Source organism: Neoroseomonas rubea (genome assembly GCF_016106015.1).
GTDB lineage: Bacteria > Pseudomonadota > Alphaproteobacteria > Acetobacterales > Acetobacteraceae > Neoroseomonas > Neoroseomonas rubea.
This window is the reverse complement of sequence record NZ_JACADQ010000027.1, coordinates 1-26934: the sequence shown is the minus strand read 5'-3', so window position 1 is coordinate 26934 and position 26934 is coordinate 1. Positions and strand designations below refer to the sequence as shown.

The 26934-nt window shown below is 68.9% G+C and carries 26 protein-coding genes and 2 pseudogenes; 13 read left to right on the top strand and 15 right to left on the bottom strand.

Features of this window, described 5'->3' with window-relative positions; genetic code table 11:
• The 10 genes and pseudogenes from HW577_RS05395 to HW577_RS05350 form a co-directional block, all read right to left on the bottom strand.
• Positions 1-500: pseudogene (locus tag HW577_RS05395) on the bottom strand (hypothetical protein); the annotation flags it as partial.
• Between the two features lie 158 nt (positions 501-658).
• A complete protein-coding gene (locus HW577_RS05390) occupies positions 659-1273 on the bottom strand; it encodes a M35 family metallo-endopeptidase (RefSeq protein ID WP_198375044.1) in 615 nt (204 codons plus the stop codon).
• A 210-nt stretch (positions 1274-1483) separates the two neighbouring features.
• Positions 1484-3073, bottom strand: coding sequence for an ABC transporter substrate-binding protein (locus tag HW577_RS05385; protein WP_198375043.1), 1590 nt, complete (start codon positions 3071-3073; stop codon positions 1484-1486).
• A 211-nt stretch (positions 3074-3284) separates the two neighbouring features.
• Positions 3285-4670 carry an amidohydrolase family protein gene (locus tag HW577_RS05380; protein ID WP_198375042.1) on the bottom strand — a complete coding sequence of 462 codons (1386 nt, stop codon included), beginning with the start codon at positions 4668-4670 and terminating at the stop codon, positions 3285-3287.
• A 785-nt stretch (positions 4671-5455) separates the two neighbouring features.
• The gene (locus HW577_RS05375) at positions 5456-6607 is read right to left on the bottom strand and encodes a Gfo/Idh/MocA family protein (protein ID WP_198375041.1); all 1152 of its coding nucleotides are present in this window, start codon (positions 6605-6607) and stop codon (positions 5456-5458) included.
• Between the two features lie 19 nt (positions 6608-6626).
• Positions 6627-7280: a cysteine hydrolase family protein gene (locus HW577_RS05370; RefSeq protein ID WP_198375040.1), complete on the bottom strand. Its 654-nt coding sequence runs from the start codon at positions 7278-7280 to the stop codon at positions 6627-6629.
• Positions 7280-8113 carry an ABC transporter ATP-binding protein gene (locus HW577_RS05365; protein ID WP_198375039.1) on the bottom strand — a complete coding sequence of 278 codons (834 nt, stop codon included), beginning with the start codon at positions 8111-8113 and terminating at the stop codon, positions 7280-7282. Before HW577_RS05365 ends, HW577_RS05370 begins: the two co-directional genes overlap by 1 nt.
• 2 nt (positions 8114-8115) lie before the next feature.
• Complete coding sequence (locus HW577_RS05360) at positions 8116-9156, bottom strand: ABC transporter substrate-binding protein (RefSeq protein WP_198375038.1); 1041 nt, start codon at positions 9154-9156, stop codon at positions 8116-8118.
• A gap of 20 nt (positions 9157-9176) precedes the next feature.
• The gene (locus HW577_RS26425; RefSeq protein ID WP_198375037.1) at positions 9177-9971 is read right to left on the bottom strand and encodes an ABC transporter permease; all 795 of its coding nucleotides are present in this window, start codon (positions 9969-9971) and stop codon (positions 9177-9179) included.
• A complete protein-coding gene (locus HW577_RS05350; protein WP_198375036.1) occupies positions 9968-10846 on the bottom strand; it encodes an amidohydrolase family protein in 879 nt (292 codons plus the stop codon). The genes HW577_RS26425 and HW577_RS05350 overlap by 4 nt, the downstream gene beginning before the upstream one ends.
• A gap of 163 nt (positions 10847-11009) precedes the next feature.
• On the opposite strand from HW577_RS05350, the gene HW577_RS05345 reads away from it, so the two are divergent.
• From HW577_RS05345 to HW577_RS05330, 4 genes are read left to right on the top strand one after another with little or no spacing between them, the layout of a single operon-like run.
• Positions 11010-11780, top strand: a complete 771-nt coding sequence (locus tag HW577_RS05345; RefSeq protein WP_198375035.1) for an SDR family NAD(P)-dependent oxidoreductase — start codon at positions 11010-11012, stop codon at positions 11778-11780.
• On the top strand, positions 11773-12522 hold the full coding sequence (locus HW577_RS05340) for an SDR family NAD(P)-dependent oxidoreductase (protein WP_232474695.1): 750 nt from the start codon (positions 11773-11775) through the stop codon (positions 12520-12522). Before HW577_RS05345 ends, HW577_RS05340 begins: the two co-directional genes overlap by 8 nt.
• A gap of 17 nt (positions 12523-12539) precedes the next feature.
• The gene (locus tag HW577_RS05335) at positions 12540-13358 is read left to right on the top strand and encodes a polysaccharide deacetylase family protein (protein ID WP_198375033.1); all 819 of its coding nucleotides are present in this window, start codon (positions 12540-12542) and stop codon (positions 13356-13358) included.
• 20 nt (positions 13359-13378) lie between these two features.
• Entirely contained in the window at positions 13379-14974 is a 1596-nt protein-coding gene (locus HW577_RS05330) for an ABC transporter substrate-binding protein (RefSeq protein ID WP_198375032.1), read from the top strand.
• 147 nt (positions 14975-15121) lie between these two features.
• Here HW577_RS05330 and HW577_RS05325 read toward each other — a convergent pair whose 3' ends face one another.
• Positions 15122-16030 (bottom strand): acetamidase/formamidase family protein, encoded by a 909-nt coding sequence (locus HW577_RS05325; RefSeq protein WP_198375031.1) that lies wholly within the window; start codon positions 16028-16030, stop codon positions 15122-15124.
• Positions 16031-16265: 235 nt separating this feature from the next.
• Here HW577_RS05325 and HW577_RS05320 point away from each other — a divergent pair, with 235 nt between their 5' ends.
• Genes HW577_RS05320 through HW577_RS05310 form a run of 3 tightly spaced genes read left to right on the top strand, consistent with a single transcriptional unit; the run spans position 16266 to position 17906 of the window.
• A complete protein-coding gene (locus HW577_RS05320) occupies positions 16266-17009 on the top strand; it encodes a DUF2786 domain-containing protein (protein WP_198375030.1) in 744 nt (247 codons plus the stop codon).
• Positions 17006-17437 (top strand): hypothetical protein, encoded by a 432-nt coding sequence (locus tag HW577_RS05315; protein ID WP_198375029.1) that lies wholly within the window; start codon positions 17006-17008, stop codon positions 17435-17437. Before HW577_RS05320 ends, HW577_RS05315 begins: the two co-directional genes overlap by 4 nt.
• Before the next feature lie 49 nt (positions 17438-17486).
• Positions 17487-17906: a DUF6525 family protein gene (locus HW577_RS05310; protein WP_198375028.1), complete on the top strand. Its 420-nt coding sequence runs from the start codon at positions 17487-17489 to the stop codon at positions 17904-17906.
• A gap of 817 nt (positions 17907-18723) precedes the next feature.
• Here the strand turns inward: HW577_RS05310 and HW577_RS05305 are convergent.
• Both HW577_RS05305 and HW577_RS05300 read right to left on the bottom strand, forming a co-directional pair.
• Positions 18724-19371, bottom strand: coding sequence for a DUF2306 domain-containing protein (locus tag HW577_RS05305; protein ID WP_198375027.1), 648 nt, complete (start codon positions 19369-19371; stop codon positions 18724-18726).
• 26 nt (positions 19372-19397) lie between these two features.
• Positions 19398-19799 (bottom strand): hypothetical protein, encoded by a 402-nt coding sequence (locus HW577_RS05300; RefSeq protein WP_198375026.1) that lies wholly within the window; start codon positions 19797-19799, stop codon positions 19398-19400.
• A gap of 96 nt (positions 19800-19895) precedes the next feature.
• On the opposite strand from HW577_RS05300, the gene HW577_RS05295 reads away from it, so the two are divergent.
• Both HW577_RS05295 and HW577_RS05290 read left to right on the top strand, forming a co-directional pair.
• Positions 19896-20789 carry a LysR family transcriptional regulator gene (locus HW577_RS05295; RefSeq protein WP_198375025.1) on the top strand — a complete coding sequence of 298 codons (894 nt, stop codon included), beginning with the start codon at positions 19896-19898 and terminating at the stop codon, positions 20787-20789.
• Positions 20790-20876: 87 nt separating this feature from the next.
• A pseudogene (locus HW577_RS05290) lies at positions 20877-21265 on the top strand (transposase); the annotation flags it as partial.
• 13 nt (positions 21266-21278) lie between these two features.
• Here HW577_RS05290 and HW577_RS05285 read toward each other — a convergent pair.
• The gene (locus HW577_RS05285) at positions 21279-21434 is read right to left on the bottom strand and encodes a transposase (RefSeq protein ID WP_198375024.1); all 156 of its coding nucleotides are present in this window, start codon (positions 21432-21434) and stop codon (positions 21279-21281) included.
• Between the two features lie 336 nt (positions 21435-21770).
• Between HW577_RS05285 and HW577_RS05280 the strand changes: the two genes are divergently transcribed.
• The 4 genes from HW577_RS05280 (at position 21771) to HW577_RS05265 (ending at position 26424) form a co-directional block, all read left to right on the top strand.
• Positions 21771-23654 carry a putative bifunctional diguanylate cyclase/phosphodiesterase gene (locus HW577_RS05280; RefSeq protein ID WP_198375023.1) on the top strand — a complete coding sequence of 628 codons (1884 nt, stop codon included), beginning with the start codon at positions 21771-21773 and terminating at the stop codon, positions 23652-23654.
• Between the two features lie 258 nt (positions 23655-23912).
• Positions 23913-24449, top strand: a complete 537-nt coding sequence (locus HW577_RS05275; protein ID WP_198375022.1) for a PIN domain-containing protein — start codon at positions 23913-23915, stop codon at positions 24447-24449.
• 107 nt (positions 24450-24556) lie between these two features.
• Positions 24557-25264, top strand: a complete 708-nt coding sequence (locus HW577_RS05270) for a hypothetical protein (RefSeq protein WP_198375021.1) — start codon at positions 24557-24559, stop codon at positions 25262-25264.
• Between the two features lie 641 nt (positions 25265-25905).
• A complete protein-coding gene (locus HW577_RS05265; protein ID WP_198375020.1) occupies positions 25906-26424 on the top strand; it encodes a BLUF domain-containing protein in 519 nt (172 codons plus the stop codon).
• 138 nt (positions 26425-26562) lie between these two features.
• Here HW577_RS05265 and HW577_RS05260 read toward each other — a convergent pair.
• Positions 26563-26934, bottom strand: a 372-nt coding sequence (locus tag HW577_RS05260) for an integrase core domain-containing protein (protein WP_198375019.1), incomplete at its 5' end; no start/stop codon positions are given.

Sequence of the window (26934 nt, the reverse complement as noted above, 5' to 3'; positions counted from 1 at the left end):
GCCGCGTCCGGGACCGGCGCGGGCGCTGGCGCTGGCTCGGCCGGCGCCCATGCCGGCATCACATGCGCCCTGGGCGGCGTCGGCGGGGCGGGCGCGGGCGTGGCGAATTCGGGTGCGGAGAAGGCTTTCTTCGCGGGAAAGCCATCGTCCCAGGACGCGGCGCGGACCTGTGTGTCCTGGCGCTGCGCGCGATCCTTGGTCGCCCCGCCCGAGCGCAGGTGCACGACCTGCACGGTCCTGCTGCCCGTCGCGCCGTTGCGCCGGGGGATGTTCAGCGTTTCGCGCCGGTTCGCCGGTTCGGGCTTGTCATCCTTGAACCGGGCGAAGACGTGGTCCTTGTCGTCCATGGACGTCCAGTGCTGCGAGATAAGGCGGCGCCGCGGCGCCGCGGGAAGGCTCGTGTGTCGCCCGGCGCCGCGAAGCGACGGTTGGCCGGTGGGACTCGGGCCAGCGGTCCCGACCGTCACCGCCAAGGTCGGCGAGTTGAGCCCGATGGTCAAATGGGCCGCCTCGCGAGAGTCGACGTCCCTCCAACTTCCGTGGACCGGCCCGGGCGGCGGGTGCGGCCCGGAACGCCCGGACGTGTCCGGCCGCAGCGCGCACGCGGCAAACGCGGTCATCGTCCGGCTGGGCGGGGCACGATGGCACAGGCCGCGGGTCAGGTCCCGCATTCCTCGATGAAGAAGCCCCAGTTTTCAGCGTTGTTCTGGGGGCGCGCCGCCGACTGGACCGCCAGCCGGCGCGCATTGGCACCACCATACGCCGTGGTCGCGTTGTCGTCGAGTTTTTCGTCGTCGGTGCCAAGGACGATGTGGCTCAGCTCGTGGAACAGGGTCTCCAGCTGGTCCTGGCCCGTCCAGCCGCTCGCAGCGCCCGACGCAGTGCGTGGCAGGCTCTTGAAATTGGGGTCGATATGGATCGAGTCGTCGTCGTCGAGCATCCGCGCGACGCGGTCAGATTCGGAGATGCCGCCGTCGAACAATCCCGTATCGTAGCCGAGCGCCTCCGCGTTCGTCCCTGCGGGACGGCTCTTCTCGCCGTCCAGGCACTTGATGGTCCGTTTGAGCAGGACCGAACGCATCCTCGCGACCTTGCCCTTGACCGAGTTAGCGAGCGCGGTGCTGTTCGCGCCGAACCAACGCGTCAGCGCCGCGCTGGCCTTCCCGGTGGCGATCTTGTCCCGCGTCTTCTGCAGGGCGGAGAGCATGTCCGCTTCGAGGCGCTTGACGACGGTCTTCTGGGAGAGCGTCAGGCCTGTCATGTCGAGCGGCACGGCGCCCCGTGTCCTTCCGAAGTGTAAGGAACGCTAGCGATTGGCGTTGAGCGGGGTCAACGAGAACCGGCATGGCAGCGCGCCCGGCGTGTTGATGTAGGACCCGGATCGGGCCGCGGATCGTGTCCAACGCGTCTGTCGCGATCGCGGCGAAGGTCGTCGCGCCGCCGGGATCGTCGATCCCGACGCCTGCAAGACTGGCGCTGTCGCCTAGGTCTTCTCCACATTCCAATAGAACAGCGCCGGTCCGGGTATGACCCCGCGCAGGGCGCTGCGATGCGCGATCACGCTGCGGTACTGGCCGAGCGGCACCAGCGTCGCGACCTCGAGGTGCAATCTCTCGAGCTGCTTCAGGATCTCCTGGCGCTTCGCCGCCTCCGGCTCGAAGCTCCAGGCGTTCGTCAGTTCACCGACGCGCGCATCGCAGGGCCAGCCGAACCACGCCTGGTCGCAATGCCGCGCGAAGGTGTTCAGCAGCGGGTTGGCGATGCCTGTCAGCGTCGCGTTGGTGACGAAGATGTTCCAGCCGCCCTGGGTCGGGGCGCCGCGATTGGCGCGCCGCTGCACCAGCGTGCTCCAGTCCATGGCTTGCAGGTCCACGGTCGCGCCCATGCGCCGCAGCGCATCGGCGATGAGCAGCGCTGAAGGATGCAGCGTCGCGTTGTCCGCCGGGTCCATGACCACCACCGGCCGCCCGTCATAGCCCGAGGCGCGCAGCATCTCGCGCGCGCGGGCGAGATCATGGGCGGGCCAGCCCAGCGTATCCGCCTGCACGCCGTCGTCCGGCCCGCACCCGAACAGGGCGGCGCATTCGCGCCAGGGCGTACGGTCGCCGACCGTCGCCTGCATGAAGTCGGACTGCTTCACCGCCATCATCAGGGCGCGGCGCGCCTCCACCTTGTCGAAGGGCGGATGCAGCTGGTTCATCACGGCAAACAGCTGGACGCCGAGCGGATCATTCGCCGCCACGACGACGCCGCGTGCGCGCGACAGCGGCGCCACCAGATCCGGCGCCGGGCTCTCCAGCAGGTCGAACTCGCCGGCCACCAGCCCATTCATCGCGGTCGCCGCGTCGGGCGTGTAGAGCAGTTCCACCCTGTCCACCTTGGCGACCTTGCCGCCGGCCGCCTGGCTCGGCGGTTCGGCGCGCGGCACGTAGCGGGCGAACTTCTCGTAGACCACCTTCGCGCCCGGCACCCATTCGGCGCGCAGCATGCGGAACGGGCCGGACCCGATCGGGTCGGTGACGGCGGTATTCGGATCCGTCGCGGCGATCCGCTCGGGCATCATGAAGGGCACGTTGCTGTCGATCTTGCCCAGCGCCTCGATCAGGAAGCCGACGCGCCGCTTCAGTTTCAGCGTGAAAGTGCGCGCGTCGCGCGCCTCCATCGCGTCCGTCACCGTCGCCAGCACGCGGCCCATCCCGTCCTTGGCCGACCAGCGGCGGATGGACGCGACGCAATCGGCGGCGCGCACGGGGGTGTCGTCGTGCCACATCAGCCCTTCGCGAAGGCGGAAGGTCCAGTTCAGCCCGTCGCCGCTGGCTTCGAAGGCCTCGACCATCTGCGGCCGTGGCGTGTTGGCCGCATCCAGCGCGAAGAGCGTGTCGTAGACCAGGTAGCCGTGGTTGCGCGTGATGTATGCCGTCGTCCAGATCGGATCGAGCGTGCGCAGGTCGCCGATCGGCACCGCGCGGATGACCTTGCGCGGATCCTGCGCCATGGCGCGCCGCGATGCGCCGGACAGGAGTCCGGGAGCGCCGATGCCCGCGGTGAGGAGAAGGCGGCGTGATGCATCCATGGCTCGCTCCTGGTTCCAGCAAGTCCATCGCAAGCAAGAACCGAGCCTAGAGCGGGACGAGCTCGCGCGGGAAGCGCAAAGCCGATGATCCCGGCCGCCGGCGCATCGCATCCGCGCGAGATGCTCCGCGGGCGGGCATGGCCAGGGATGGCCGCACCTCGGCGCAGAGCCGCCGCCGCGGCCGATTGGCGCCGGCGCAGGGCAAGCGGGGTCACGCCGGCGGCGCGAAGCCCCGCGGCACCTCCAGCCCGGGATTGTCGGCGAACATCTTCGCCCAGGCGCGTCGCGCGATGCGGTCGGCCTCGGCGACGATCACCTCCTCGTCCATGCTCAGCACGCGCCCGTCGCGCATCAGCCAGGCGCCATCCACCATCACATCCACCACGTCCGCCGCCTGGCCCTGGTGCACGAAGCCCGAGACCGGGCGCATCCGCGGCACCAGATGCGCGCGATCGGTGCGCACCATGATCAGGTCGGCCCGGTTGCCTTGCGCGAGCCATCCGCCATCGGGAACCTCCATCGCCGCGTAGCCGTTGCGCGTGGCCCAGCGCAGCGCGTGTTCCGGCGTCGGGCTGCGACCGTCCTCGCGGCGGATGCGCTCCATGAACAGGCCGGTGCGCATCACCTCCACCATGTCCTCGGCCATGTTGTCGGTGCCCATGCCGATGGTGCAGCCCTCGGCTTCCAGCACCTGGATGCGCGGGGACAGCCCGCGCCGCGCCGCGATGGCGGAGTTGAAGGAGACGCGCGCGCGCGCCTGGCCGAGCAGGCGTTCCTCCCGGTGCGCCATGCAGCGGCAATGCGCCGCCACCATGCGATCGCTCACGAAGCCTTCGGCATGCAGGTATTCGGTCGGCAGCATGCCGCGATGCGCCTGCACCGCCGCGACCTCGCCCCAGATCTGGTTGAGGTGCACCGTGCAGACGCAATCCAGCGACTGCTGCAGTCCGCGCAACCGCTTCAGCATCCCGGGCGTGCACATGTCCGGCGCCCAGGCCGCGACACCCACCTTGATGCGTCCGCCCGCCTTGCCGTTCCATTCGGCGTGCAGGCGGGCGATGCGTTCCATCCCCTCGTCGCCAAGGCGCTCGGAGACCTCGAAGGGGCCCGGGTCGCCGATGCCGGCCTTCGCACGATCCCAGGCGCGCTCGGCCAGCAGGAGGCGCAGCCCGGTCGTCTCCAGCAGCCCGGCATAGCCGGCGATGCCGGCGCCATCCTCCAACAGCGCCGTGGTGCCGGACCGCAGCGCCTCCAGCGCGCCGAGTTGCACCATCACCCCCGTCTCCTCCCGCGAGAGCGGCGGCAGCGGCAGGGGCGACAGCCCGCCGCAGAAGGGCGGCGCATGCGGCGGCGACAGGTCCTCGAAGATGCCGCGGGCCAGCGTCATGCCCAGATGCGTGTGGATATTGGCGAAGCCCGGCATGACCATCCGGTTGCGCCCGTCGATGCGCTCGGCATCCGGGAAGCGTGCACGCAGCGCGTCATTCGCGCCGATCGCGGCGATGCGCCCGCCCTCGATGGCGATGGATGCGTCATGATGAACCGTATCGGCATCATCGACGGTCACGATGGTAGTGTCGTGGATCAGGGTTGCCATGGCAGTGCTCCGCGGGTCTGCCGAAGGCTCGCGCCTGGCTGCGCGCTTGTCGAGGCGCCGCTCGGGCGTCGGTTCAAACGATGATGGGCCCGGCCGATGATCATCGCGATGCGTTCCGGGCCGGGCCGATCGGCGGAGGCCCGCGACTCTCCCTGCCGGCCTGCGACGCGCAGCCCGCCCGGCGGCATGATCGCGCGTGTCGCGTGGCCCGGTTCAGGCGCGACGCGGCGCGGGTGACGGTCGTGTCCCATCGCGGGGCGGGGGAGCGACGATCCTCGGCCGGTTGGGCCGCGGTGTCTGGCTGTCGCGGCGGACGTTGTGAGTGTTGCTGACGGCGCGGGTTGCTTCCAGCGTCATGCAGCATGCGCGTTGGGTGGCCCATCGTGGTCGATCCAGGGCCTGGGGTCGCAGGGCTGAGCACCCCGATCCTGCCGGGATCATCGCGGTGACTGCCAGGGCGGCCCCGTTTCGCCTACCCAGGGACTACGCTACGCGCCCCGAGCGCCAGCCGTCCTGCACCACCACCGGGGATGCGACCTACGCACTGCGATGATCCTCGTTGACGCCGCCCATGGCTTGCACCGGCCGTCGCGTTCCACCTGGGCAGGGCGCGCCGATGCCCTGCGCAGGATCTCGTTCGCTGGCGGCAGGTCCCATGTCTCGCGTTCCAGGGCCTCAAGCCGGGCCGCCATTCCCGTCGTCGTGCGCGCGATCGCTCGAGCCTCCCAGGCGTCGGCGTCTCCGGCAGACCAGGGGCGGTTCGGCGTCCGCCACGAAGGCACGCATCATCCGCCGAGCGCGGGCAGGTCGATCCACCGGCGCTCACGGTGGCTGGCATGGCAGGCCTCGATGAGCTGCAGGCCCTTCGCGGCCTCGATCAGGCTCGCATGGTTCGGCCCGTCATCGGCGACATGGCGCAGGAAGGCTTCCCAGGCCATGCGATAGGAGTTCTTGAGTGGCAGCAGATCCGGCACCGGCGCCCACTGCGCATAGAGATCCTGGGCCGCCGGCACATCCACGTTCCACACCGGCTTCGGGGTGGTCGAGAGCGGCTGCACGACGCAGCGATGCAGCCCGGCCACCGCGCTGCCCAGCGTGCCTTCGGCCGTGATGGTCAGGAGGTCGTCGCGCCGCACCCGGTTCGCCCAGGACGCGTTGATCTCGGCAACGACGCCGTCCTCGAGTTCAAGGAGCGCACGCGCCTCGTCCTCCACATCCACGGCGTAGGGCCGGCCGCGCTCGTCGCGCCGGTGGGGCTGAGCCGTGCGGATATGGCAGGTGACCGAGGTCGGGCGACCGAACAACCCCTCCATGATGTAGCGCCAGTGCGGAAACATATCGAGCACGAGCCCGCCGCCATCGGCCAGACGGTAGTTCCAGGACGAACGCTGCGCCGGCACCTGTTCCCCGTCGAAGACCCACCAGCCGAAATCGATGCGCACGGACAGCAGGCGGCCGAAGAAGCCCTGGTCCTTGAGCAGCCTCAGCTTGGCGAGGCCGGGCAGGAACAGCTTGTCCTGGACCACGCCGTGCTTGACGCCCGCGGCTTCGGCGGCGCGCCGCAGCTCGAGCACCTCGTCGAGCGACGGCGCGACCGGCTTCTCCAGATAGATGTGCTTCCCCGCGGCTATGGCGCGACGCGCAAGTGCGGGACGCGCGGCGGTGTAGGCGCTGTCGAAGAAGATCTCGTCCTGCGGGTCGGCCAGCGCGGCGTCGAGGTCGGTCGTCCAGCGCTCGATGCCGGTCGTCGCCGCCAGGGCCTGCAGCTTCTCGACGCTGCGCCCGACCAGGATGGGGTCGGGCATCAGCCGGTCGCCGTTCGACAACGGCAACCCGCCTTCGCGGCGGATCGCCAGGATGGAGTTCACGAGATGCTGGTTGGTCCCGATGCGGCCGGTGACCCCGTGCATGACGATGCCGATGCGGCGTTGGGCCATGGAAATCCCCTCCCTGAAGTCAGCGCGCGCAGGCGGCGACGATGTCGTCCGAAGGCACCAGCCAGGCGAGCGCGGCCTCGATGAGCGTCAATGCCGAGGCGTGGTAGCCCGGGCCGTTCATGCTGGCGCAAACATCGGGCATCAGGATCACGCGGAGGTCGCGGTTGAAGGCCTCGAAGCAGGTGCACAGGACGCAATTGTTGGTGTTGACGCCGCCCACGACCAGCGTGTCGACGCCGAGGTTCTTCAGCAGCAGCTCGAGATCCGTGTTGTGGAAGGGGCTGTAGCGGTGCTTGAAGACGGTATGCTCGCCCGGCCGCGGCGCCAGCTGCGGCACCACCTCCGTCACCGGCGATCCTTCCACCGCGAGCGTCTTGCGCGGCTTGGACAATCCGGGGATCGGTGCGGCGTGCTGCGCCATCCAGAACGGGTTGCGGTTGTCGATAACCTCCCCGGTGGCCGGGTTCCAGCGATGGTGGGTGCGCACGAAGATCACCGGGCGGCCCGCGGCGGCCCAGGCGTCGCGCACCTTCGCCGCCGCGGCGATGATGCGGTCAGCATCGTCCTTCGCCACCAGCAGATGCCCGATGGAATGGTCGAGGTGGCTGCGGTTCATGTCGACCAGCAGCAGCGCCGCGCGGTCGAGCTGCGCGGGGGTCAGGTCAGGACGCATCAGGCGGCCAGCATCCGGTAGAGATCGCGGTTCAGCGCCGCGACGAGGTGGGCGAATTCGTCGGTCAGGCGCATCTCCGGCGTGCGCGGGCGGGGGAGCGGCACCTGCAGGATGCGCGCGATCCGTCCCGGCCGCGGTGTCATCAGCACCACGGCGTCCGACAGGAAGACCGCCTCGGCAAGCGAGTGGGTCACGAACAGCACCGTCTTGCCGAACCGGGACCAGATGCGCATCAGCTCGATCCCCATGCGGTCGCGGGTGATCTCGTCCAGCGCCGCGAAGGGTTCGTCCATCAGCAGTACCGTCGGGTCGAGCGCCAGCGCGCGGGCCAGCGCCGCGCGCGACTGCATGCCGCCCGAGAGCTGCGAGGGATACTTGCGCCCGAAGCCTTCCAGCCCGACGAGCTGCAGCAGGCCGGGCACATCGGGCGCGGCCGTCGCGACGCCACGATCCGCGACCAGCCGATGCAGCAGGCGGACATTGTCCTCGATGCGCAGCCACGGCATCAGGTTGGGCTGCTGGAACACCATCCCGATGCGTCCCTGGCGGCGCAGGTCGGACGCCGGCACGCCGCCGATCGAAATGCCGCCCGTGCTGGGCTGCAGAAGGTCGGCGACGCATTTCAGCAGAGTCGACTTGCCGCAGCCCGATGGTCCGACCAGCGAGACGAAGGCGCCTTCCGGCACGCGCAACGCGATCTCCGACAGGGCCGTGACGGGCTCCGCCCCCTGCGGCCCGTAGGTGACGCCGACGCCCTCGACCGCGATGAAGGCGGCCTTGTGCTCGGCGCCCGGAGGGCCGGCGAAGCCGGATTCGAGGACGGCGGCGTCCATGGTCAGGATGCGGGGCGCCCGTGCACCAGGGCGGAGAGCTGCCTCGCCTCCTCGATCCGGTCCACGAACTGGTTGGTGTAGAGTTCGCGCGCGGTCGGCTTGCGCTGCAGGTCGCCGCCTTCGGCCAGGTATTCCACCGAGGACGCCCATTTCGACTCGTCGAAGCGGCCGAAGCGCTCGGCGAAGTCGGGGCTGCGGTACATCTCGTAGATGATGCGCAGCTTGCGCACCTCGAGCGCATGCATGCGGTCCGGCGCCACCTCCACGACGTAGTTCATCGCCGTGTCCATGTTCGCATGCGTCCAGATCAGCGACTTCATGGTGGCGCGGATGAATCGCTCCGTCAGGTCGCCGCGGCCGGCCTCCCGCTCGTTCGCGACGATGGAGGTGCCGCAGAACTTCACGCCGAAATCCTTGAGCGCCATGACGTTGCAGGGGAAGCCGCGCTCCTCGAGCGTCAGGGGCTGGCCGTAGGAGAAGCCGAAGCCGGCATCGGCCTGGCCGGCGGCGACCATCTGCACCTCGGCGCCGCGGCTCACCGTCAGGAAGGTGATGTCGTTGCGCGTCAGTCCCCCCGACTGCAGCAGCGGGTCGAGCAGCCCCTTCACCTGGCTCTGGAACCAGGTGATCCGCTTGCCGCGAAGATGCTCGGGCCGTGAGATGTTCGTCGTCCGCAGCGCGAAGACCGAGAAGGGCGTGTCCGGCTGGTCCGCCATCACGGCGACCACCGGCAGGCCGGCGGCGCGGGACTTGATGTAGCCGTCGGCGTTGGCCACCAGGAACTGCTCGCGCCCCGCCGCGATGAAGACCTCGTTCTGCTGGCCGGCGGCGGCCGGGCGGATCTCGAGGTTGATGCCTTCGGAGCGATAGATGTTCTGGCGCAGCCCCGCATAGTACTGCGCGTGCATGCCCCACGGCGTGAAGTTCAGGCGCAGGATCGCATCCTGCAGGCGGCCCTGCGCGCGGGCGGGGCGCAGCCCCTCCGGCACCGCGGCGGCCAGCGCGCCCAGCGCCACGAAGGTCCGTCGTCCAAGCGTCGCCATGCCTCGTCTCCCTGTGGTTGTCAGGCCTGGGCGCGAGTCGCGCCGTCCTCAGCGCGCTGCCAGGACAGCGCGCGTTCCACGGCGCCCATCGCCCCGAAGAAGCTCATGCCGATGACGGCGAGCAGGATGATCGCGGCAAAGGACCTCGCCGTGTTGAAGTTGAAGCTGCCCGACAGAACAAGGTAGCCGATGCCGTCCGTCGCCGCGAGCCATTCGGCGACGATGGCGCCGAGCACCGCCAGCGTCGTGGCGATGCGCAGGCCGGCGAAGATGTAGGGCACCGCATAGGGCAGCCGCAGCCGGAAGAAGGTCTGCCGGCTCGTCGCATCGACGCTGGCGAAGACATCCAGCAAGCCACGATCGACCTGCTTGAAGCCGGCCATGGTGTTGATCACCACGGGGAAGAAGGCGATCGAAGCCACCACCAGGACCTTCGAGCCCGCCCCCGCGCCGACCCACAGCAGGATCAGCGGCGCGATCGCGATCTTCGGCACGGATTGGCTCGCGACGAAGATCGGCATGATCATGCGCTCGACCAGCGGCCAGCGGATCATCGCCATGCTCGCTGCCAGCGCGAAGCACACCGCGGCGGCGTAGCCGGCAAGGATGCCCCACACCGTCTGCACCGCATGGCCGAAGATCAGGTTCCAGTCCTTGATGAACTCCGCCGCCACGTCGCTCGGTGCCGGCAGCAGGAAGCGCGGGATGTCGAAGCCGCGGACACCGGCCTCCCACAGCACGAGCAACGCGGCGAGCGTCAGCACCGCAGCTCCCGGCCCGGCGGCCCAGCGGAGGAGCGGCGCGGCCGGGTTCACGTCGCGAGCCCCGCCGCGGCCAGCAGCTCCGCCGGATCCTGCAGGCTCATGTCGAAGGGGCTGTCCGTGCCGAACAGGATCCGCTCCGGCCCGACCATGCGCGCGAGGAAGGCCAGCGGCTCCGGCTCGAACACCACCGTGTCGTAGAGGAAGCGCCGCGCGGCGAGCGAAGGCCGCTCCGGCGCGCGGCCATGCTCCGCCGCCTCCCAGGCGCGGTCCATGCGGCCGAGCAGGAAGGGCAACGCGCCGCCGCCATGCGCGAGCATCAGGCGAAGCGACGGATGCCGCTGCAGCGTGCCGGCTTCGATCAGCCGCGCCGCGGCGACCGCCGTCTCGAAGGGATTGCCGAGTGGATTGCCCAGCCGCCTGTCGTCCAGGCGCGCCCGGTCGCGCACCTGCCAGGGATGCAGCATCACCAGGCCGCCGCCCTCGGCGAGCGCGGCCCAGAGCTCGTCCGGCACCGCCTTGTCGAGGTCGGTGCCGGCGACATGGCTGCCGATCGCGATGTCGCGGATGCCGTGGCGCTCGGCGCAGCGGCGCAGCTCCGCGAGCGCGGCGGCGGGGTCGCCGAGCGGCAGCACCGCCATCGCGGACAGCCGCGTCCCCGCGACCAGCCCGGCCAGCCAATCGTTCAGCCTGGCGATCCGCGCCGCCTGCTCAGCGGCGGGCAGTTCGTACAGGTAGAGGATCGGCGGCACCGAGACGATGCGCCGCAGGATGCCCTGCGCATCCATCTGAGCGTGATGGCCGGCGACGTCGAACAGCAGCGGCGGCGGATCCTTGGGGAAGGGCATGAACCGGCGCGCCATCGCGTCCGCCAGCGCGTCCTGCGGCGCGACATGCCCGTGATGATCGACAAGGGCGCCCAGCTTCATGTTCCCACCCATGCGGGGATGCTAGCGGTGCTGCGACGACCGTCAATGCGCGGCGCGCACGGTTTGACACCCGCGGGGGCGGTGCATAGCGTTTTGTGCTGATCCTGCGAGCAGGTCTTCCACGGCCCGCCTGATCGACGCGCTTCGGCGACGGGAGGTAGCCTTGACCACCACCGGAGGTGCGGCACGGTTCGAAGGACGCGTGGGTCTCGTGACCGGCGCGGGATCGGGCCTCGGTCGCGACGTCGCCCTGCGCCTCGCGCGGGAGGGCGCGAGGCTCGTGCTGATGGATCGGAACGCCGAGGCACTGGCCGCCGTCGCGCGCGATTGCCCGGGCGCCGAGGCCGTCATCGGCGACGTCTCGGTCGCGGCCGATGTGGCGCGCGCGGCCGCGGCGCTTGATCGCCTCGGCCCCGTGCGGCTGCTGGTGACCGCCGCCGGCATCCTCGGCCCCACCGTTCCGCTGCCGGAGGTGAGCGAGGCCGAGTGGGATCGCCTGTTCGCCGTCAACGTGAAGGGAACATGGCTGGCGCTGAAGCACGTCGTGCCGCGCATGGAGGCGGCGGGCGGCGGGGCGATCGTCACCTTCGCCTCCGGCGCAGGGCTCGTCGGCAACCCGGTCTTCCCCGCCTATTCCGCCAGCAAGGGCGCGGTGGTGATGATGACGCGCAGCCTGGTCGCTGGCCACACCGCGAAGGGCATCCGGGCCAATATCGTCTGCCCCGGCCCGATCGAGACGCCGATGCTGCGCGACAGCTTCGCCCAGGCCGGGGATGCCGCGGCCGCGCGGGAGGACTACACCCGTGCGCGCAACCCGATGGGCCGCTTCGGCACGCCTGCCGAGGTGGCCGAGACGGTGCTGTTCCTGCTGAGCGACGCCGCGTCCTACGTCAACGGCGTGGCGATGCCGGTGGATGGAGGGCGGCTTGCCTGACCTCGCGGGGCGCGCGGCGATCGTCACCGGCGCCGCGCGCGGCATCGGGGAAGCGGTGGCGGCACGCCTTCGGCGCGATGGCGCCCGCGTTCTGCTCGTGGATCGTGACGAGGGCGTGATTCGGACGGCGGCCCGCCTGGGCGGGGAGGCGCTGGTGCTCGACGTCGCCGAACCAAGCGCGGGGGCCAGGCTGGCGCAAGCTGCGCTCGACGCCTTCGGGCGCATCGACATCCTCGTGAACAATGCCGGCATCGGCGGGTCGAAGCCGCTGGCGGAGTCGGACGACGCGCTGATCGCGCGCTTCATTGACGTGAACCTCGCCGCCGTCCTGCGCGTGACGCGCGACGTCCTTCCGCATCTGGCGCGGCCGGGCGGGCGCATCGTCAATGTCAGCTCCGTCTTCGGCATCGCCGGACATCCCGGCACGACGGCCTATGCTGTCGCCAAGGGCGGCATCGCGCAGTTCACGCGCCAGCTCGCCGGCGAGGTCGCGCCGGACGGCATCACGGTGAACGCGGTGGCCCCCGGCGTCATCGAGACGGCGATGACCGAAGGCCACCTTCGGAATGCCTATTATCGCCGCGCGGTGCTGGACCCGACGCCGCTCCGCCGCGCGGGCCGGCCGGAGGAGGTCGCCGCCGTCGTCGCCTTCCTCGCCTCGGAGGATGCCTCCTACGTCGCGGGCCAGGTGATCGCCGTGGATGGCGGCTGGCTCGCGGCGCGACACCCCCCGCGCGAATGACGCAAGGAGAAACGGGCATGGACATGAGCGTGAAGTGGCCGAACGGAGCACACGTCGCGGTGACGCTGACCTTCGACTTCGATGCGGAGACGCTGTGGCTATCCCGCGACCCCGCCAACGCGCAGCGCCCGGGCACGCTCAGCCAGGGGACCTATGGCGCGCGCGTGGGCGTGCCGAAGATCCTCGAGACGCTGCGGGATGCCGGCGTGCCCGCCACTTTCTTCATCCCCGGCTGGACGGTCGAGAACCACGCCGACCGCGCGGAGATGGTGCTGAAGGCCGGGCACGAGATCGGCCATCACAGCCATACCCATGCCTGGATCGACCCCGCCTTCCCGGAGCAGGAGGTCGAGGAGATGGAACGTGGCCTCGCCGCCCTGAAGCGCGTGCTCGGCGTGGTGCCCAAGGGCTATCGCTCGCCCGCCGGGGAGACGAGCGACAACACCATCCGCCTGCTGGCGAAGCACGGCTTCCTCTACGACAGCTCGATGATGGCGGACATCAACCCCTATCGCATCGCCGGCCCGGACGGCGAATCCGTGATCGAGCTGCCCTGGCACTGGAGCCTCGACGACGCGCCCTTCCTCCTGTTCTCGATCAAGACGCCGCGGCCGATCTTCACGAACAGCCACATCCGCGAGGTCTGGCAGGATGAGTTCCGCGAGATCCATCGCTGGGGCGGCTACTACAACCTGGTGATGCATCCCCAGTTCTCCGGCCGCCCGAGCCGCATCGCCCTGTTGCGCGAGATGATCGCCTTCATGCGCGGCTTCGAGGGCGTCTGGTTCGCCACCTGCAGCCAGGTCGCCGAGGCCTGGGCCTCCACGCAGTCCTGAACCCCGATAGGAGAAGGCAGATGATGTTCACGCGCCGCCAGGGTCTCGCCGCCGCAGGCGCCTCGCTTGCGATGCCGCGCCTCGCCATCGCGCAGGGGCGGGAGCGGCCCTTCCGCTTCGTGGTCAATGTCGGGCTGCAGAACCTCGACCCGATCGCCGGCCCGTCCTTCGTGACGCGTAACTTCGCCTACCTTGTCTTCGATACGCTGGTGTCGATGGACGGCCAGGGGCGCTACCGGCCGCAGATGCTGCAGGGGTGGGAGGTGAGCGCGGACAGGCTCACCTGGACCTTCCGGCTGCGCCCGGGCCTTACCTTCCACGATGGGTCGCCGGTGACGTCGGAGGATGCCGTCGCCTCGCTGCGCCGCTGGGGGGCGCGCGATTCCATCGGCCGGCGACTGTTGGCGGCCACGGCGGAACTGACCACGTCCGGCCCGGACGGCTTCGTGCTGAAGCTGTCGCGCCCCTATGGCGGCGTCATCGAGGCGCTGGGCAAGCCATCCGTCCACGTGCCCTTCATCATGCCCGCCCGCATCGCATCCGCCACGCCGCCGACGCAGCAGGTGCGCGAGATCATGGGCTCGGGCCCCTTCGTCTTCCTGCGCGACGAATGGGTCCCCGGCGAGCGCACCTTCTTCCGCCGCAACGAGCGCTACGTGCCGCGCGACGAGCCGGCCGACGGGCTGGCCGGCGGCAAGGTCGCCAAGGTGGACCGCGTCGAGATGATCACCATGCCCGACATCGCGCTGCGCGCGACGTCGCTCCAGCAGGGCGAGGTGGACTACCTGGAATACGCGCCCATCGACAACCTGCCGCGCATGCGGAGCAACCGGAACATCGTCATCTCCCAGGCCAGCGGCCAGGCGGAGATGATGTACGCCGTCAGCATCAACCACCACCAGCCGCCCTTCGACAACGTGCTGGTGCGCCGCGCGCTCCAGCAATGCCTCGACCGGACGGAGATCCTGGCCGGCGCCGGCTTCGCCGAGGTGGGGCGGCCCGATTGCACGGCGATGTTCATGTGCGGCACCACCTTCAGCAGCGACCGCGGCAGCGAGGCGATCGCGCGGCCCAGCATCGACCGCGCGAAGGAATTGCTGCGCGAGGCCGGCTACAACAACGAGCGCGTGGTGCTCATGCACCCGGTCGATTCCGCGCTGCTCAATCCCTTCGGCCTGATGCTGATCGACCGGATGCGGCGCGCCGGCTTCAACCTCGACATCCAGGCCTCGGACTGGTCGTCGATCGCGCAACGCTGGGTGCAACGCCAGCCGCTCGACCGCGGCGGCTGGTCGGTGGTGCCGGTCGTCTACACCGGCTTCGACATGGCGGATCCGCTGTCGAACCTCGGCGTCGGCTTCAACTGCACCGGCAACCAGCCCTGGGGATACTGCGAGGCATCGATGACGCCGTTGATCGAGCGCTTCGAGGCGGAGAGCGATCCGGCGCGGCGGCGCGAACTGGCCGCGGAACTCAACCGCGTTGCCATCGACCGCGCGACCTTCCCCATCGCCGGGCAATTCCGCGCCCCCGCCGCCTGGCGTGCGGAACTGCGCGGCGTGATCGATTTCGGCTTCCCGATCATCTGGAACATCGAGCGCGCCGGGCGAGGATAGACAGGCGGCCGCCGCGACACGCCGGGGCGTGGACGCCACCCGGTCTCGGGTGGGACGATCCCCCGCCCCGGTGCCGCCGGCGCCCCGGAGAGACCGCCGGTCCGCGCGCTGGCGAGCGAGCGAGGCAGCGCGGCGTGACGCCCCGCCCTACCGCTTCGGGAGCCAGCGCCTGGCAATGCGGCAGGCGACGGTGTAGGCGGGGTTGAAGACATTGCCGACGTCGTAGCGGACGACCTGGCCCATCAGGTGGCTGGCGGCCCGCGCGTCCAGCCCGTAATCCTCGCCGAGCCACCGCGACATCTCTGTCGTGGCGTGCTGCAGCGCCTGGTCCAGCGGCCGGGCATTGCCGACGGTGAAGATGTCGTCCGCCGTCTCGCCGCGCGGCCAGGTGATCTTCCGCTTCAGGACGCGGAAGGTCACCTCCATCTCGAAGGATGTCTCGATGCCGGTGCCGGTGATCTCGCCATCGCCCTGGCAGGCATGCCCGTCGCCGAGATAGAAGAGCGCGCCCGGCACCGAGACCGGGAACCAGGCCGTCGTGCCCGGCGCGAACAGGCGATAATCCATGTTGCCGCCGTTCTGCGCGCTGGTCGCGGTGGACAGGGCCTGCCCGCCCGGCGGCGCGACCCCGAAGCAGCCGATCATGGGCTGGATCGGCGGCGCGAAATCCTCCAGCCCCTTCACCGGCTCCTGCAGGCGCACCGTCCCGGCCGCGCGGTCGATGTTCCAGACGACACGCTGCTGCGGCGGCCGGTCGATGATCGCGGCCGGGTCCAGCACGGTCAGGGCGAGCGGCGAATAGGTCCAGCCGGTCGCGCGGCTCGGTGTCAGCCGGTTGATCCGCACGGCGAGCGTGTCCCCGGGCTCCGCACCCTCGATGAAGAAGGGTCCGGTCATGGGGTTGGGCCGGCTGCCGACGGCAACCTCCCGCGCATCGAGGCCGGAGGCGTCGAGCGTGTCCGTGACCACCGTGTCGCCATCCGCGACGCGCAGGACGGGTTCGGCGACGCCGATCGCGTTGAAGTAGCATGTGGGGTGGAATCGGTGGGTGGCCATGGGGCTCTCCGGGACATCTCGCTGGCATGGGCCGACCCGGCCGCGCCAAGGCTGCTCGAGGCACGCTGCGGCCGGCCCGCCGGGTGGTCAAGGCGCGGCACGGGCGGCGGCGCGACGCTTGCGCGGGGCGGATGCACCGCCAAGATCCACGGCGGTCGGGCCGGATGCGGGGGCACGCCGCCGTGCGGCGCGCGATGGACCGGCCTTCACGTCACGCGGACGAGGCGCAGCAGCGGTGAGCCAGCAGACCGAACTCGACAGGGTGAAGGGCCGCATCCGCGCCCTGGCGGCGCGCACGGTGGATCGCGGCTGCTCGGAGGCGGAGGCGCTGGCCGCCGCCCAGAAGATCGGCGAGCTGCTCGAGATCTACGGCCTGACCATGTCGGAGGTGGAACTCCGGCAGGAGAGCTGCATCCAGCGCCAGATCGTCTTCAGCGGGCCGCGCCTGCAGGCGCTCGGCACCATCTTCCTGCCGATCATCGAGCTGACCGAGACCAAGGGCTGGATGGTTGGGCGGACAACCTTCGTCTTCTACGGGCTCGAGCCGGATGTGCTGATGGCGGAGTACCTGCTGCAGGTCGTCGCACGCGCGGTCGACCACGAGGAGGCGGCGTACCGCGCGAGCGACGCCTACCGGCAGGGCCGCGCGACGCCACAGAACCGGCTCCGCAGCTTCCGCTACGGCTTCGCCGAGCGCGTGTCGAAGCGCATCGCGGACCTCGCAGCGCATCGGCGCGCGGCGGAGGAGGCGGCGCGGACGCCGACCGCGTCGGGCACCGCCCTGGTCCTGGTGAAGCGGCGGATCATCGCCGAGGGTTTCCGCGAACTCGGGATCCGCCTGCGGACGAGCTACACGACGCGCACCGTGCGGGACGGGACGGCGTATCGGAACGGGATGGAGGCCGGTGGGCGCGTCAATCTCGAGCGGCCGGTCCATGGCGCGGGCGGCGCGCCGTCGCTGCCGCGCCGCCCGCGATGACGAGCGCGCGCGACCGGCGACTCTACGCCTGGGAGAACCGGGTCGTCGCGCCGCTGGACCGCTCGGTGGTGCCGTTCGAACGGATGCAGGCGATCGTCGACCATGTCTGGGCGGCCGAGGGCCTGAAATGGCCGCCGCGCGTACGGCCACGCAGGGCGTCCCGGGCCACGCTCGCGACGGGAAGCCGCCTGGCGATCGAGGCGCCGGCGCGCCTGCCGAGCTGGGTCCTGCTGCATGAGATCGCGCATGCGCTGACCAGCACGGCCGAGGGCGCGGGCGATGGCCACGGTCCGGACTTCGTCGGCACCTATGTCCGGCTGCTGGTGCGGCATTGCCGCCTGGATGGGGAGATGCTGGCGCGGACGCTCGCGGCCGACGGTATCCGGTGGAACCCGGATGCGCGGCCCGCCTTCCTCGATGGTGGCTGAGCGGGGCGCCGCGGTTTCCCGAAGGTCCGCCCTTCGCTAGAAGCCCGGCATGGACAACAGCATGGCGACCAGGCCCTACAGCAAGCTGAAGGGCGACCCCTATCGGGCGTATGAGGAACTTCCCGCGGAGGTTCGCCGCGCCCTGCAGGAAGCGCTGGTCGACTGGTGCCCCCTGCGCGCCCGCGAATGGCACGCCCAGCTCCTGCGCGAGCGGAGGCTGCGGCCGGCCCAGGTGACGTCCTTCCTCGTCCAGACCATTCGCAAGCACGACCATGCCGAGGTCGCCGCCTTCGCGAAGACGTGGCCGACAGGCCCGAAGGCCTATCCGCACCTGGCGGCCGGCGCGACGCTCCAGCGTTATGCTGGGACGGAGGGAATCCCCGCAGCCGAGCCGGTTCATGCCACCCCGAAGGACAAGCGGACCAAGGCGACGGGAAAGCGGAAAGCAGGGCGCCGCGCCCGGCGCTGATCGAGGGCCGACCGCGACGCGGCCACAACCGATTCGCCGCGGGACCGCCCAGCCGAACGAGACCGCCCCCGGGCAGGCCAGGCTGCGCTACACAGACCTCGGCGGCGGCGAGTACCGGATCGAGGGCGACATCGACGGCGACGCGGCGGCTGACTTCGCCGTCCGCGTCACCGCCTCCTCTGGACCGGAAGCGGGGTGGTTCATCCTGTAGGGCGGCAAGACACTTCGCGGGCTGGGATGACTGCGACGGTTCGAATCCGGGTGCACTCCCTCCGCCAGCTCCCTTCCGAGACGTGCTCTCCGCCGGACCGGAGGCTGCGCTGAGTGGCAGGTTTCCTAGGGTTTTCGGTGCAGACCTGTCGACCGGCCGGACGCGGAGACGGAGAAAAATCGCTCTCCGGAGGCCAATTCTCTCCGGACCTTCTGACTTCGCTGATTCAGTGCGGAACTCAAAAACTCAGATAAAAGGCCGGTTTCAGTGCGGTCGGCACTTGCCTCGGTTTGAGCCCACTTACCCGAAATACGTATTTCGAGAGCGAACACCTTGGTACGGCGGGGGCAACGGTCAGCGGCGCGCCGATGGTCATCGCCATGGACACTGGCGATGCGCTGCTGAAGGCGATCCGACGCACCCTGGCTTCTATGGCGAGCGTGGAAACGCCGGCCAGTGCGAGCAGGAAAACGGGCCAAGTCCTAGTTGAGATCATCCGAAACCTTTGACGGATCCGCGCTCCGCGCCTCCGTCATCGTGGTTACATCTTTGGCTGTCTGCCTTGCCGATGTTCATGTGCTTCCCTCCGACGCTGAGCTGGTTGGCTCACGGTGCTGACGGGCTGCAGTGGTTGGGGAATGCAAGCCTCCGGACGACCGATTCACCCACAGCGATGGTGAGCAGCCACATGCCGACAACCACGATGTCAGTGGTCAGCCCCGTGGGCGGTTCTCCACTGATCAGGTAGACGGGGAACATGACCGGCGCGACGGTTCCCGATCCCATGCCGATGGCATATGCGCGGATCATCCAAGCGCGGTGTCGAAGCATGGCGTGCGTCCGCGCCGCCGCCACCCCCAGCACGAGCACCGCGATCAGCGCCACGCCAAAGACCCCGCGTGCGGCATTCAGAAGCCCGGTAGCGATGCTCTCGACTTGCAGCAGCAGCGCCAACCCCGACAGCGCCAACCCCACTCCCGCAAGCACAAAGACTTGCCCGGTCAGGCGGTGCAGAGTCCCGAATCGGCGTCGAAGGGCGCGGACAAACTGCACCGGCCCAAGTACGCCGAACAGCACGCCCGCGAGCGCGTGAAGAAAGAATGCGACAGGAACGGAGGTCAGCCGCAGGCTGTCCTCGGGCAATGCGTCCAGCGGGATCTGCACCACGCGGACAGCGGCCATCATCACGGGAATGAAGGTGCAAAAGGCCAGAGTCAGAACAAGCGGAATCGGCCGGGCGAAAGTCCGTACCATTGCGACTTCGGCTCAGGGATGACGGATCAGCACCGCCCTGCTGCCCGCAACAACGCATTGCAAGCGCCCCCAGCGCTTCGACCAGGTTGGCCTGTGGCCACGGCCCTCTCATTGCCGCTCCCCCTCTGGCCACTCGCCATGGCAGTGCAGATGGCATCGGAATGCGGTGTCTGGCCGAAGGTCACGGCATTCTGGAGGCCGGTGGCACCGTACAGGTAGCAGCGGTAAGCAGCCCCGTCGCGCGTGTTCACGGTGTAATTGATACGGCCTCCCGCCTCTTCGCCGCGGTCGGTGATGGTGAACTGGCCGACGGTTCGCCCGATGGCCTGAGCGGTGCGTTGCTCCAGGCCGTCCTGACTGATGGTGGCCGCACATCCGGCCAGCAGGGCAAGCGCGGCAGCGAGGGGTACGATGGGTCGAATGTGCATGATTGTCTCGTCTCCGGCGGTGTGAGACTGGTCACCTACCCATGCAGCAGTACGCGTGGAACTGGCGAAATCCGGTCATGATCCATACAAGGATGTATGGATTGGAGCGCCACACAACTCGATTGGAACCGCATCCGCGCCTTCCTCGCCACCGCCGAGGCGGGTTCACTCTCCGCCGCGGCGCGGGCACTCGGCCTCACCCAACCAACGCTCGGCCGCCAGATCGCAGCGCTGGAGCGTGAGCTTGGTGTTGCCCTGTTCGAGCGGGCCGGTCGCGGCCTCGTACTCACACCCACCGCCGGGGCGTTGCTGGACCACGTGCGCACGATGGGCGAGGCCGCCGGCCGCTTGGCCCTGGCCGCGACCGGCCAGTCGCAGCGGATCGAAGGCCCGATTCGGATTACCGCCACCGAAGTCTGTGCGGCGCACATCCTGCCCCCCATCATTGCCAGGCTGCGCGCGGCACATCCGGGCATCACGGTGGAAATCCGCGCGACCAATCGCACGGCCGATCTGCTGCGGCGCGAGGCCGACATCGCTATCCGCAACTTCGACCCGCGTGAGCCGGAACTCATCGCCCGCAAGGTGGGAGAGGATCGGGGCCGCCCCTACGCGACGCCGGGCTATCTCAGCAAGCTGGGCCATCCTCGGGGCTGGGATGATCTAGCGCGGGCCGAGTTTGTGGGCTTCGGCGAAGCCTCCGACTTCATCGAGGGCATGCGCGCCTTCGGCCTGCATTTGACGGCGCAGCAACTGCGAGTTCAGGTGGACAGCCACCTGGTGCATTGGGAATTGGTGAAGCAGGGCGCGGGCATCGGCTTCACAACGGAAGCGATCGGCGATGCGGAGCCACGGGTATGCCGTGTGCTGCCCGAGGCGGCGCCCATCGTCTTCCCCATCTGGCTCGTCACACATCGGGAACTGCACACCAGCCGACGCGTGCGGGTGGTCTTTGACCTGCTGGGCGATGCGCTGTCGTTGCAGCGCTGATCCAGCTGCCTGAGGTGGCATTGACCTGACCACCTAGAAGCGGTCCGCCGGTGATGTCGTCCGGCGGCGGCGATGTGAGTTGCGGGGATGGGGCGGAAGAAGGCGCGCAGGCCTGAGGAGATCGTCGCGAAGCTGCGACAGGCAAAGGTGCCGATCGGCCAGGGGAAGACGGTGGTCGCTGCGGTGCGTGCGATCGGCGTGACGGAGCCGACCTACCATCGCTGGCGGACGGAGTTCGGCGGGCTGAAACTGGACCGGGTTAAGCGGCTGAAGGAACTCGAGCGGGAGAACGCGCGGCTGCGAAAGGCGGCCTCTGACCTGACGCTCGAGAAGGTTATCCTGAAGGAAGCCGCGTCGGGAAAACGCTGAGCCCCGCGCAGCGTCGGGCCTGCGTCGAGCATGTTGTGTACGAACTCGGCATGTCGGAGCGGAAGGCCTGCGCGGTGCTGGGGCAGCATCGCTTGACGCAGCGGAGGCGCGCGTCACGTGTCACTCGCCATCCTCAGCGCACCAGCGGTAGAAACTCGCCTCGGATACGCCGAGGCCCCGGCAGGTCTCTCCGACCGTCCGGCCCTGCGCCAACTCCACCTCGGCCTGCCGCAGCAGACTAATGATCTGCTCGGCCGTGTGACGCTTCGTCGGCATCCCTGCCTCCTTCCAAGGACGTCAACTCTCTCATCACCGGCAGATCCCAGGCAGGGGGGAAGGTCAGCGAAGCGGCCGGTGCCGTGAGGTACAGGCAAGCGTCGCTCGCCCACAGCGACCTGTCCTTCCGCAACGAACACCAGCTCCGCCGTCGATTGCCGCTACGCGACCGGCCAGGCAGTCCCGGATCATGATGTCCGCGGAGCTTCGTGAGGTAACTCGGGATTAGTCAGTCCCACGCGATATGGCGAGTGGGAGAGCGCGGATGCGCCTTGGCCTTGGCCTTGGCGCAGGTGCTGCGGATAGGCGTCGCGTACCATCGGAGACTGAGCCATCATGATTCCGGCTTCGCTGCCACCTGACGAGGCGACTCGCCTCACCGCGCTGGAATCCTACGGTGTCCTAGATACCCAGGCCGAGGAGGTCTTCGACCAGATCGTCCGTCTGGCCGCGCGCCTCACTGGCAGCCCCATTGCCCTGGTCTCCCTTGTTGACGCTGGGCGCCAGTGGTTCAAGGCCCGCCACGGGCTGGATGCCGCCGAGACGCCGCGAGAAATGGCGTTCTGCGCTCACGCCATCCTCGCGCCGGACCGCCCGTTTTCGGTGCCCGATGCGACGGCTGATGCGCGCTTCGCCGGCAATCCACTCGTCACTGGCGCGCCCGACATCCGCGCCTACCTCGGCGTTCCCCTGGTCGCTCAATGCGGTCAGGCCATCGGTACCCTCTGCGTGATCGACCGCGTAGCGCGGCAGCACGGCCCGCAGGAGATCGAGGTGATCTCCACACTGGCAAGCGCAGTCATGGTCAACCTCGAGCTGCGCCGTGCGCTTCGCCGTTCCCAGGAGGCGGCGATGAGTGATGCGCTCACCGGCTTGCCGAACCGACGCGCGGCGACGGCTCGGCTGGCCGAATTCATCGCCCAAGGCCAGCCGGTGGCTGTGGTGGCAGTAGACCTCGACCATTTCAAGGAAACCAACGACGCCGAAGGCCATGCTGCGGGCGATGCACTGCTGTGCGCCGCTGCGAGCCGACTGCTTGCCTCGGTTCGGCAGACTGACCTCGTCGCACGGCTCGGTGGTGACGAGTTCGCAGTTTTCTTGATCGGGCTCGACAATCGACAGATTGCGGAAAGCATTGCTCGACAGATCAGCGAAGCATTGCACCAGCCAGTGCCGTTCAATGGCAAGCTCCTGCGGTTGGGCGCCACTCTCGGCGTTGCCGTTGCCCCGGAAGACGCCGAGCGCGCGGAGGTCGTGCTTCGTGCGGCAGACGAGGCGCTTGTCCTTGCGAAGCGCGAAGGTCGCGGCGGGATCGGTTGGGCCAGCCGCGAAGGGGCGGAGCGCCTCGTTCGGGCGGCAGCCGTGGTGCGTACTTTTGATGCCGCGATCAGCGAAGACGGGGCAACGGTTCGCGGGTCTACGGCAGTCCTTCAGCCCATCATCGCTCTCCACGCGCACAGCACAGACAATCGGAAGGGCACACCGGTGCTCGCGCTGGAGGCGTTGGCCCGTTGGTCGGATGCTTCACTTGGGAGCGTACCTCCCGCCGAACTGTTTCCGCTGCTCGGACCCACGCGTGGAGCTGTGCTCGGGCGAGCGGTGCGCGCAGCGGCCATGGCAGTCGTGGCTGGGCTTCGCGCCGACGGGATGACCGGCGCACGAGTGGCGCTCAATCTCTCGCCGGCCGAGGTCGCGCGGTCCACCATCGCGCAGGATATCGCCACGGAGGTGGAGGCCGCGGGCCTTTCGCTGGACGCCATCGAACTTGAGATCACCGAAGAAGTGCTGCTGGATCGGGTGAGCGACCGCACGCTGGACAGCCTGGCCGCGCTGCGCGGGCGGGGAGCACGGCTGGTGCTCGACGATTTCGGCACGGGCAACTCGGGGTTGGCGCAATTGCTGCGCCTCCCGCTCGACGCCGTGAAACTGGATAAGCGCTTCGTACAACGTCTTGGAATGGATGACAGAGCGGAGGAAATCGTGCGCGCGACTGTCTCGCTCGCGCACGGTCTCAGGCTGTCGGTTGTAGCCGAGGGCGTGGAAACGGAACGTCAGGCGGCGATTGCCGCCAAGCTCGGCTGCGACGCCGCCCAGGGCTTCCTGTTCGCCCGGCCCATGCCAGATGATCAGCTGCGAGACTGGTTTTCCCGGCGCAGCGCGGCAGCAGCCGGCGTTCTGGTGCCGCTCCGCACTGGCTTGCGGGGCGCTGGGGCGCATTAGCGACCGCGGGGCAGGGCTATCGCAGCGCGGGCACCTTCGGCGCCACGTGGCGTACTGGTCGGCCCCGACGACAGTGTTCTGCGCGCCGTCGACGGCGGCGTCGCAGAACAACGCGTCGACCAGGAAGCCCTGGCCGGCGGCGACGCCGGCGGCATAGGGCACCGCAGTGGCACGGCTGTCGCCCGGCTGGATGTAGCTCCGCAGGAGCGCAAGGACACCACGCTGCTGGTCCTGCGCGACTTCGCCGAGCACGAGCTGATGGTGCCGGCGCAGGCGGTCGGCGGGCTGTTCGTGATGCTGACCCGCAAGGCCAAGCGCGAGGCGGCGGAGGCCCGCAGCGCCGTGCTCGGCTGGTCGGACAGCTTCCCGCTGATCGACACCACGCCGGGGGTGATCCTTGAGGCGAAGGAACTGGTGACCACCCATCGCCTCGGCTTCTGGGCCTCGTTGATGCTGGCCGGGGCCGCGCAGGCGGGCTGCCGCATGCTCCGCTCGGAGGACATGCAGGACGGCTTCACCTGGCGCGGCGTGACGGTTCGCCGTTGCCGCTGTTCAGCAGGCCGTAGGCGGTGGCGTTCTCGAAGTGGGCGATGCGGCGGCCGAAAAGGGCGACTTGATCTCAACGACTCAAGGTCCAGGCTAACGTCGACCTACGCTCAAGGTTCGGAGACTCCCCGCTTTCTCAGGTCGAAATCCGGCGCTAGTTGCGGCTTAGACCCACCGAGGTCCACGCACGAACCCCCGGCCAAACCTGCGCCTCAGCGCGGTGCACCGTTCGGGAGAGGCAAGTTCTGAGCGACAAGATTGGAGCAGCGGTCGGAACCAGAAACCAACCTTCGCTGGAGCTCCAGGATCTCGCGAGATGATGCCAGCCCTTGCCGAGGGTGCGAAATCGCCAGACGTTGAGCATCATGGAGAAGCAAAACAACCCGGAAAGCAGATACGATCGGATCATGCGGGGCCAGGGACGAGTCTTCGGCCCGACGCTGGATGCCATGGTGCGCGATGTGGATGCGCGTGTACCTCCTGAGGCGAGCGGCGCGCATCGCGAGATATTGGAGAGCTGGCCGATGGCGCCCGATGGCCAGGTCATCGACGCGGAAGCCTTGTTCGACCACCTCAGCGCGCTGCGCGTCGCACCGGAGGCTGTGCCGCCACATGTCGGTGGTGGGTCCTCTGCTAAGGCTGCGGCCGGGGTCATACTGGGTGCGCTGGTGGGTGTGCCGCTTGGTTCCCTTGCCTACTTCATCGCACACGCGGCCCTGCTGCCCTATGCGATGAGAGGGTCCGACGCGGTGATGTGGTTCATCATTGCTTCTGTGATCGGCGTTTGCGGTGCTGTGGGCGCGCGGCAAGGGTGGCAGCCAAGCCGACTGGGATACGCGCTTGCCCGTGCGATGCTTGCGTTCGTGCTCGGCGCCGTGGTGTCGGCCTTCGTGGCAGCCTTCGTGGCTGATGCGCTGGGCAGCCTCTTCCAGGTCTCCCGGATGGAGGGAGCCTTCGCCATGGGCATTGTATTCACCATCATGCCGGCCGGCGGCTTCCTGGGCGGATTGCTCTGCGCGATCTGGGCGGGGCGGCACGGCTGGCGGCGCTGGAGAAGCAGCTGAGGCTGGCGATTTCGCGCCCAGGTGGCTCGGACTTGTTTCGCGGCAGGTGATCTGGCCGGGTCAGAAGTGAAGCCGGCGTCTTGGACAGCCCCATGGCTGGTTTTCCGAACTGGCAGCGTCGATGTTGTCCCAGATCATGAGAGACGATGGCGAGGCGAACACGCGGACCACAGCCTAGCGTATACGTCGAAGATGCCGCTGGTCCACGCAGGCCTCGATAAACCGGATTAGCCAGCGCCATCCCAACGCCGATGATGGGACCCTCGGCTCCTGGTGCGGAGGAAGGTGGCTCTGTGCCTAGCGCAGTGGGCGTGCCTCCGATCCGGCGCCGCTCGCCTCTTCGATTAACGTGCATTCCACCAGACCGTAGGGTGTGGTGATGCATCGATGGGTTTGGATGGCCGCCGGTGGAGGTGGAGCGCCTGCGCAGCCGATTGGGAAGTAGCCAGCGGCAGCAAGTGCAAGGATGCTCGTGCGATGGACACGGTGCCTGCCACGTCCAGGGCGATCATTGTTGCTGATCTCAAAAAAAGGAATCATCGAAGCTCTTCCTTCCTTATTCAAATTGAGGAGATGCGCTAGCCTTACGCTGACCCACCGGATGGCGCGGCCTGCCCGGCATAGAGGAAGCGAGCTGACCTATGTTCGACGAATTCGGTTTTCCGGGCGACGCTGACACGGGCTACGCCGGGCCAATTCTTGATACCTTCGTATACTGCAGTCGTGCCGCCGAAGGCGTCGACGACGCTGAGGTCGTTCGCATCATCGAGTTGTCTCAACGCCGCAATGTCGCCCGCGACATCACCGGGGTGCTGGTTTTCGGCAGCGGCGTCTTCTTCCAGTGGATCGAGGGGCCGCCCGCCCAGGTGGAGAACTTGATCGCGAGCCTTCATGGCGATCCACGCCATTACGACATCGTCACGCTAGACCGGACTGTGGAAAAGCGCGCGCGTCTGTATCCGAATTGGGAGATGGAGCGGGTCGGAGCCGACGACATCCGCGCGGTGCTGCAGGAAGCGCTCGGGAGTGCCGAAGACGAAAACAACATCGCGGCACTGAAGCGGATTCTCGAGCACCTCGATTCGGGGCCGCTGGATACGCTCCACGCTTCTGCCACGAAGCGGGAGGGCACCGACACATCCAAGCCGAGGGCTCGCTAGGGTGGTCCTGACCATCGAGACTGGTCAATTTGCAGCGCAAGTTTTTCGGGCACTCTGACTGACCTGCCCCCTAGAAGCGGTCCGCCGGTGATGTTGTCCGGTGGCAGTGTGGTCCTGCCCCCGGCTCTGGTCCGGGGTCTACGCAAGTTCTCGAGCTGGTTGACCTTGGTTGGCGAAAGCCCTCGGGGTCAAGTTGCCCAAGGCTGAATGCGGTCGCTCCTCGTTGTAGTGGCACCTCCATTCTTCGATGCGTTGCTTGGCGTCGGCCAAGGATAGGAACCACGAGGCGTTCAGGCACTCCGCCCGCAGCCGGGCATTGAACGCCTCGATGAACGCGGTGTCCGTGGGCTTTCCGGGCCTGGAGAAGTCGATCTCCACCCCGCTTAGATAGGCCCAGTGGTCGAGCAGCCGCCCGGCGAACTCCGGGCCGTTGTCCACCCTCAGGCTCTTCGGCTTGCCGCGCAGGCGGACCAGCCCGTCCAGGATCTCCACTACCTGGGCTGCTCGGAA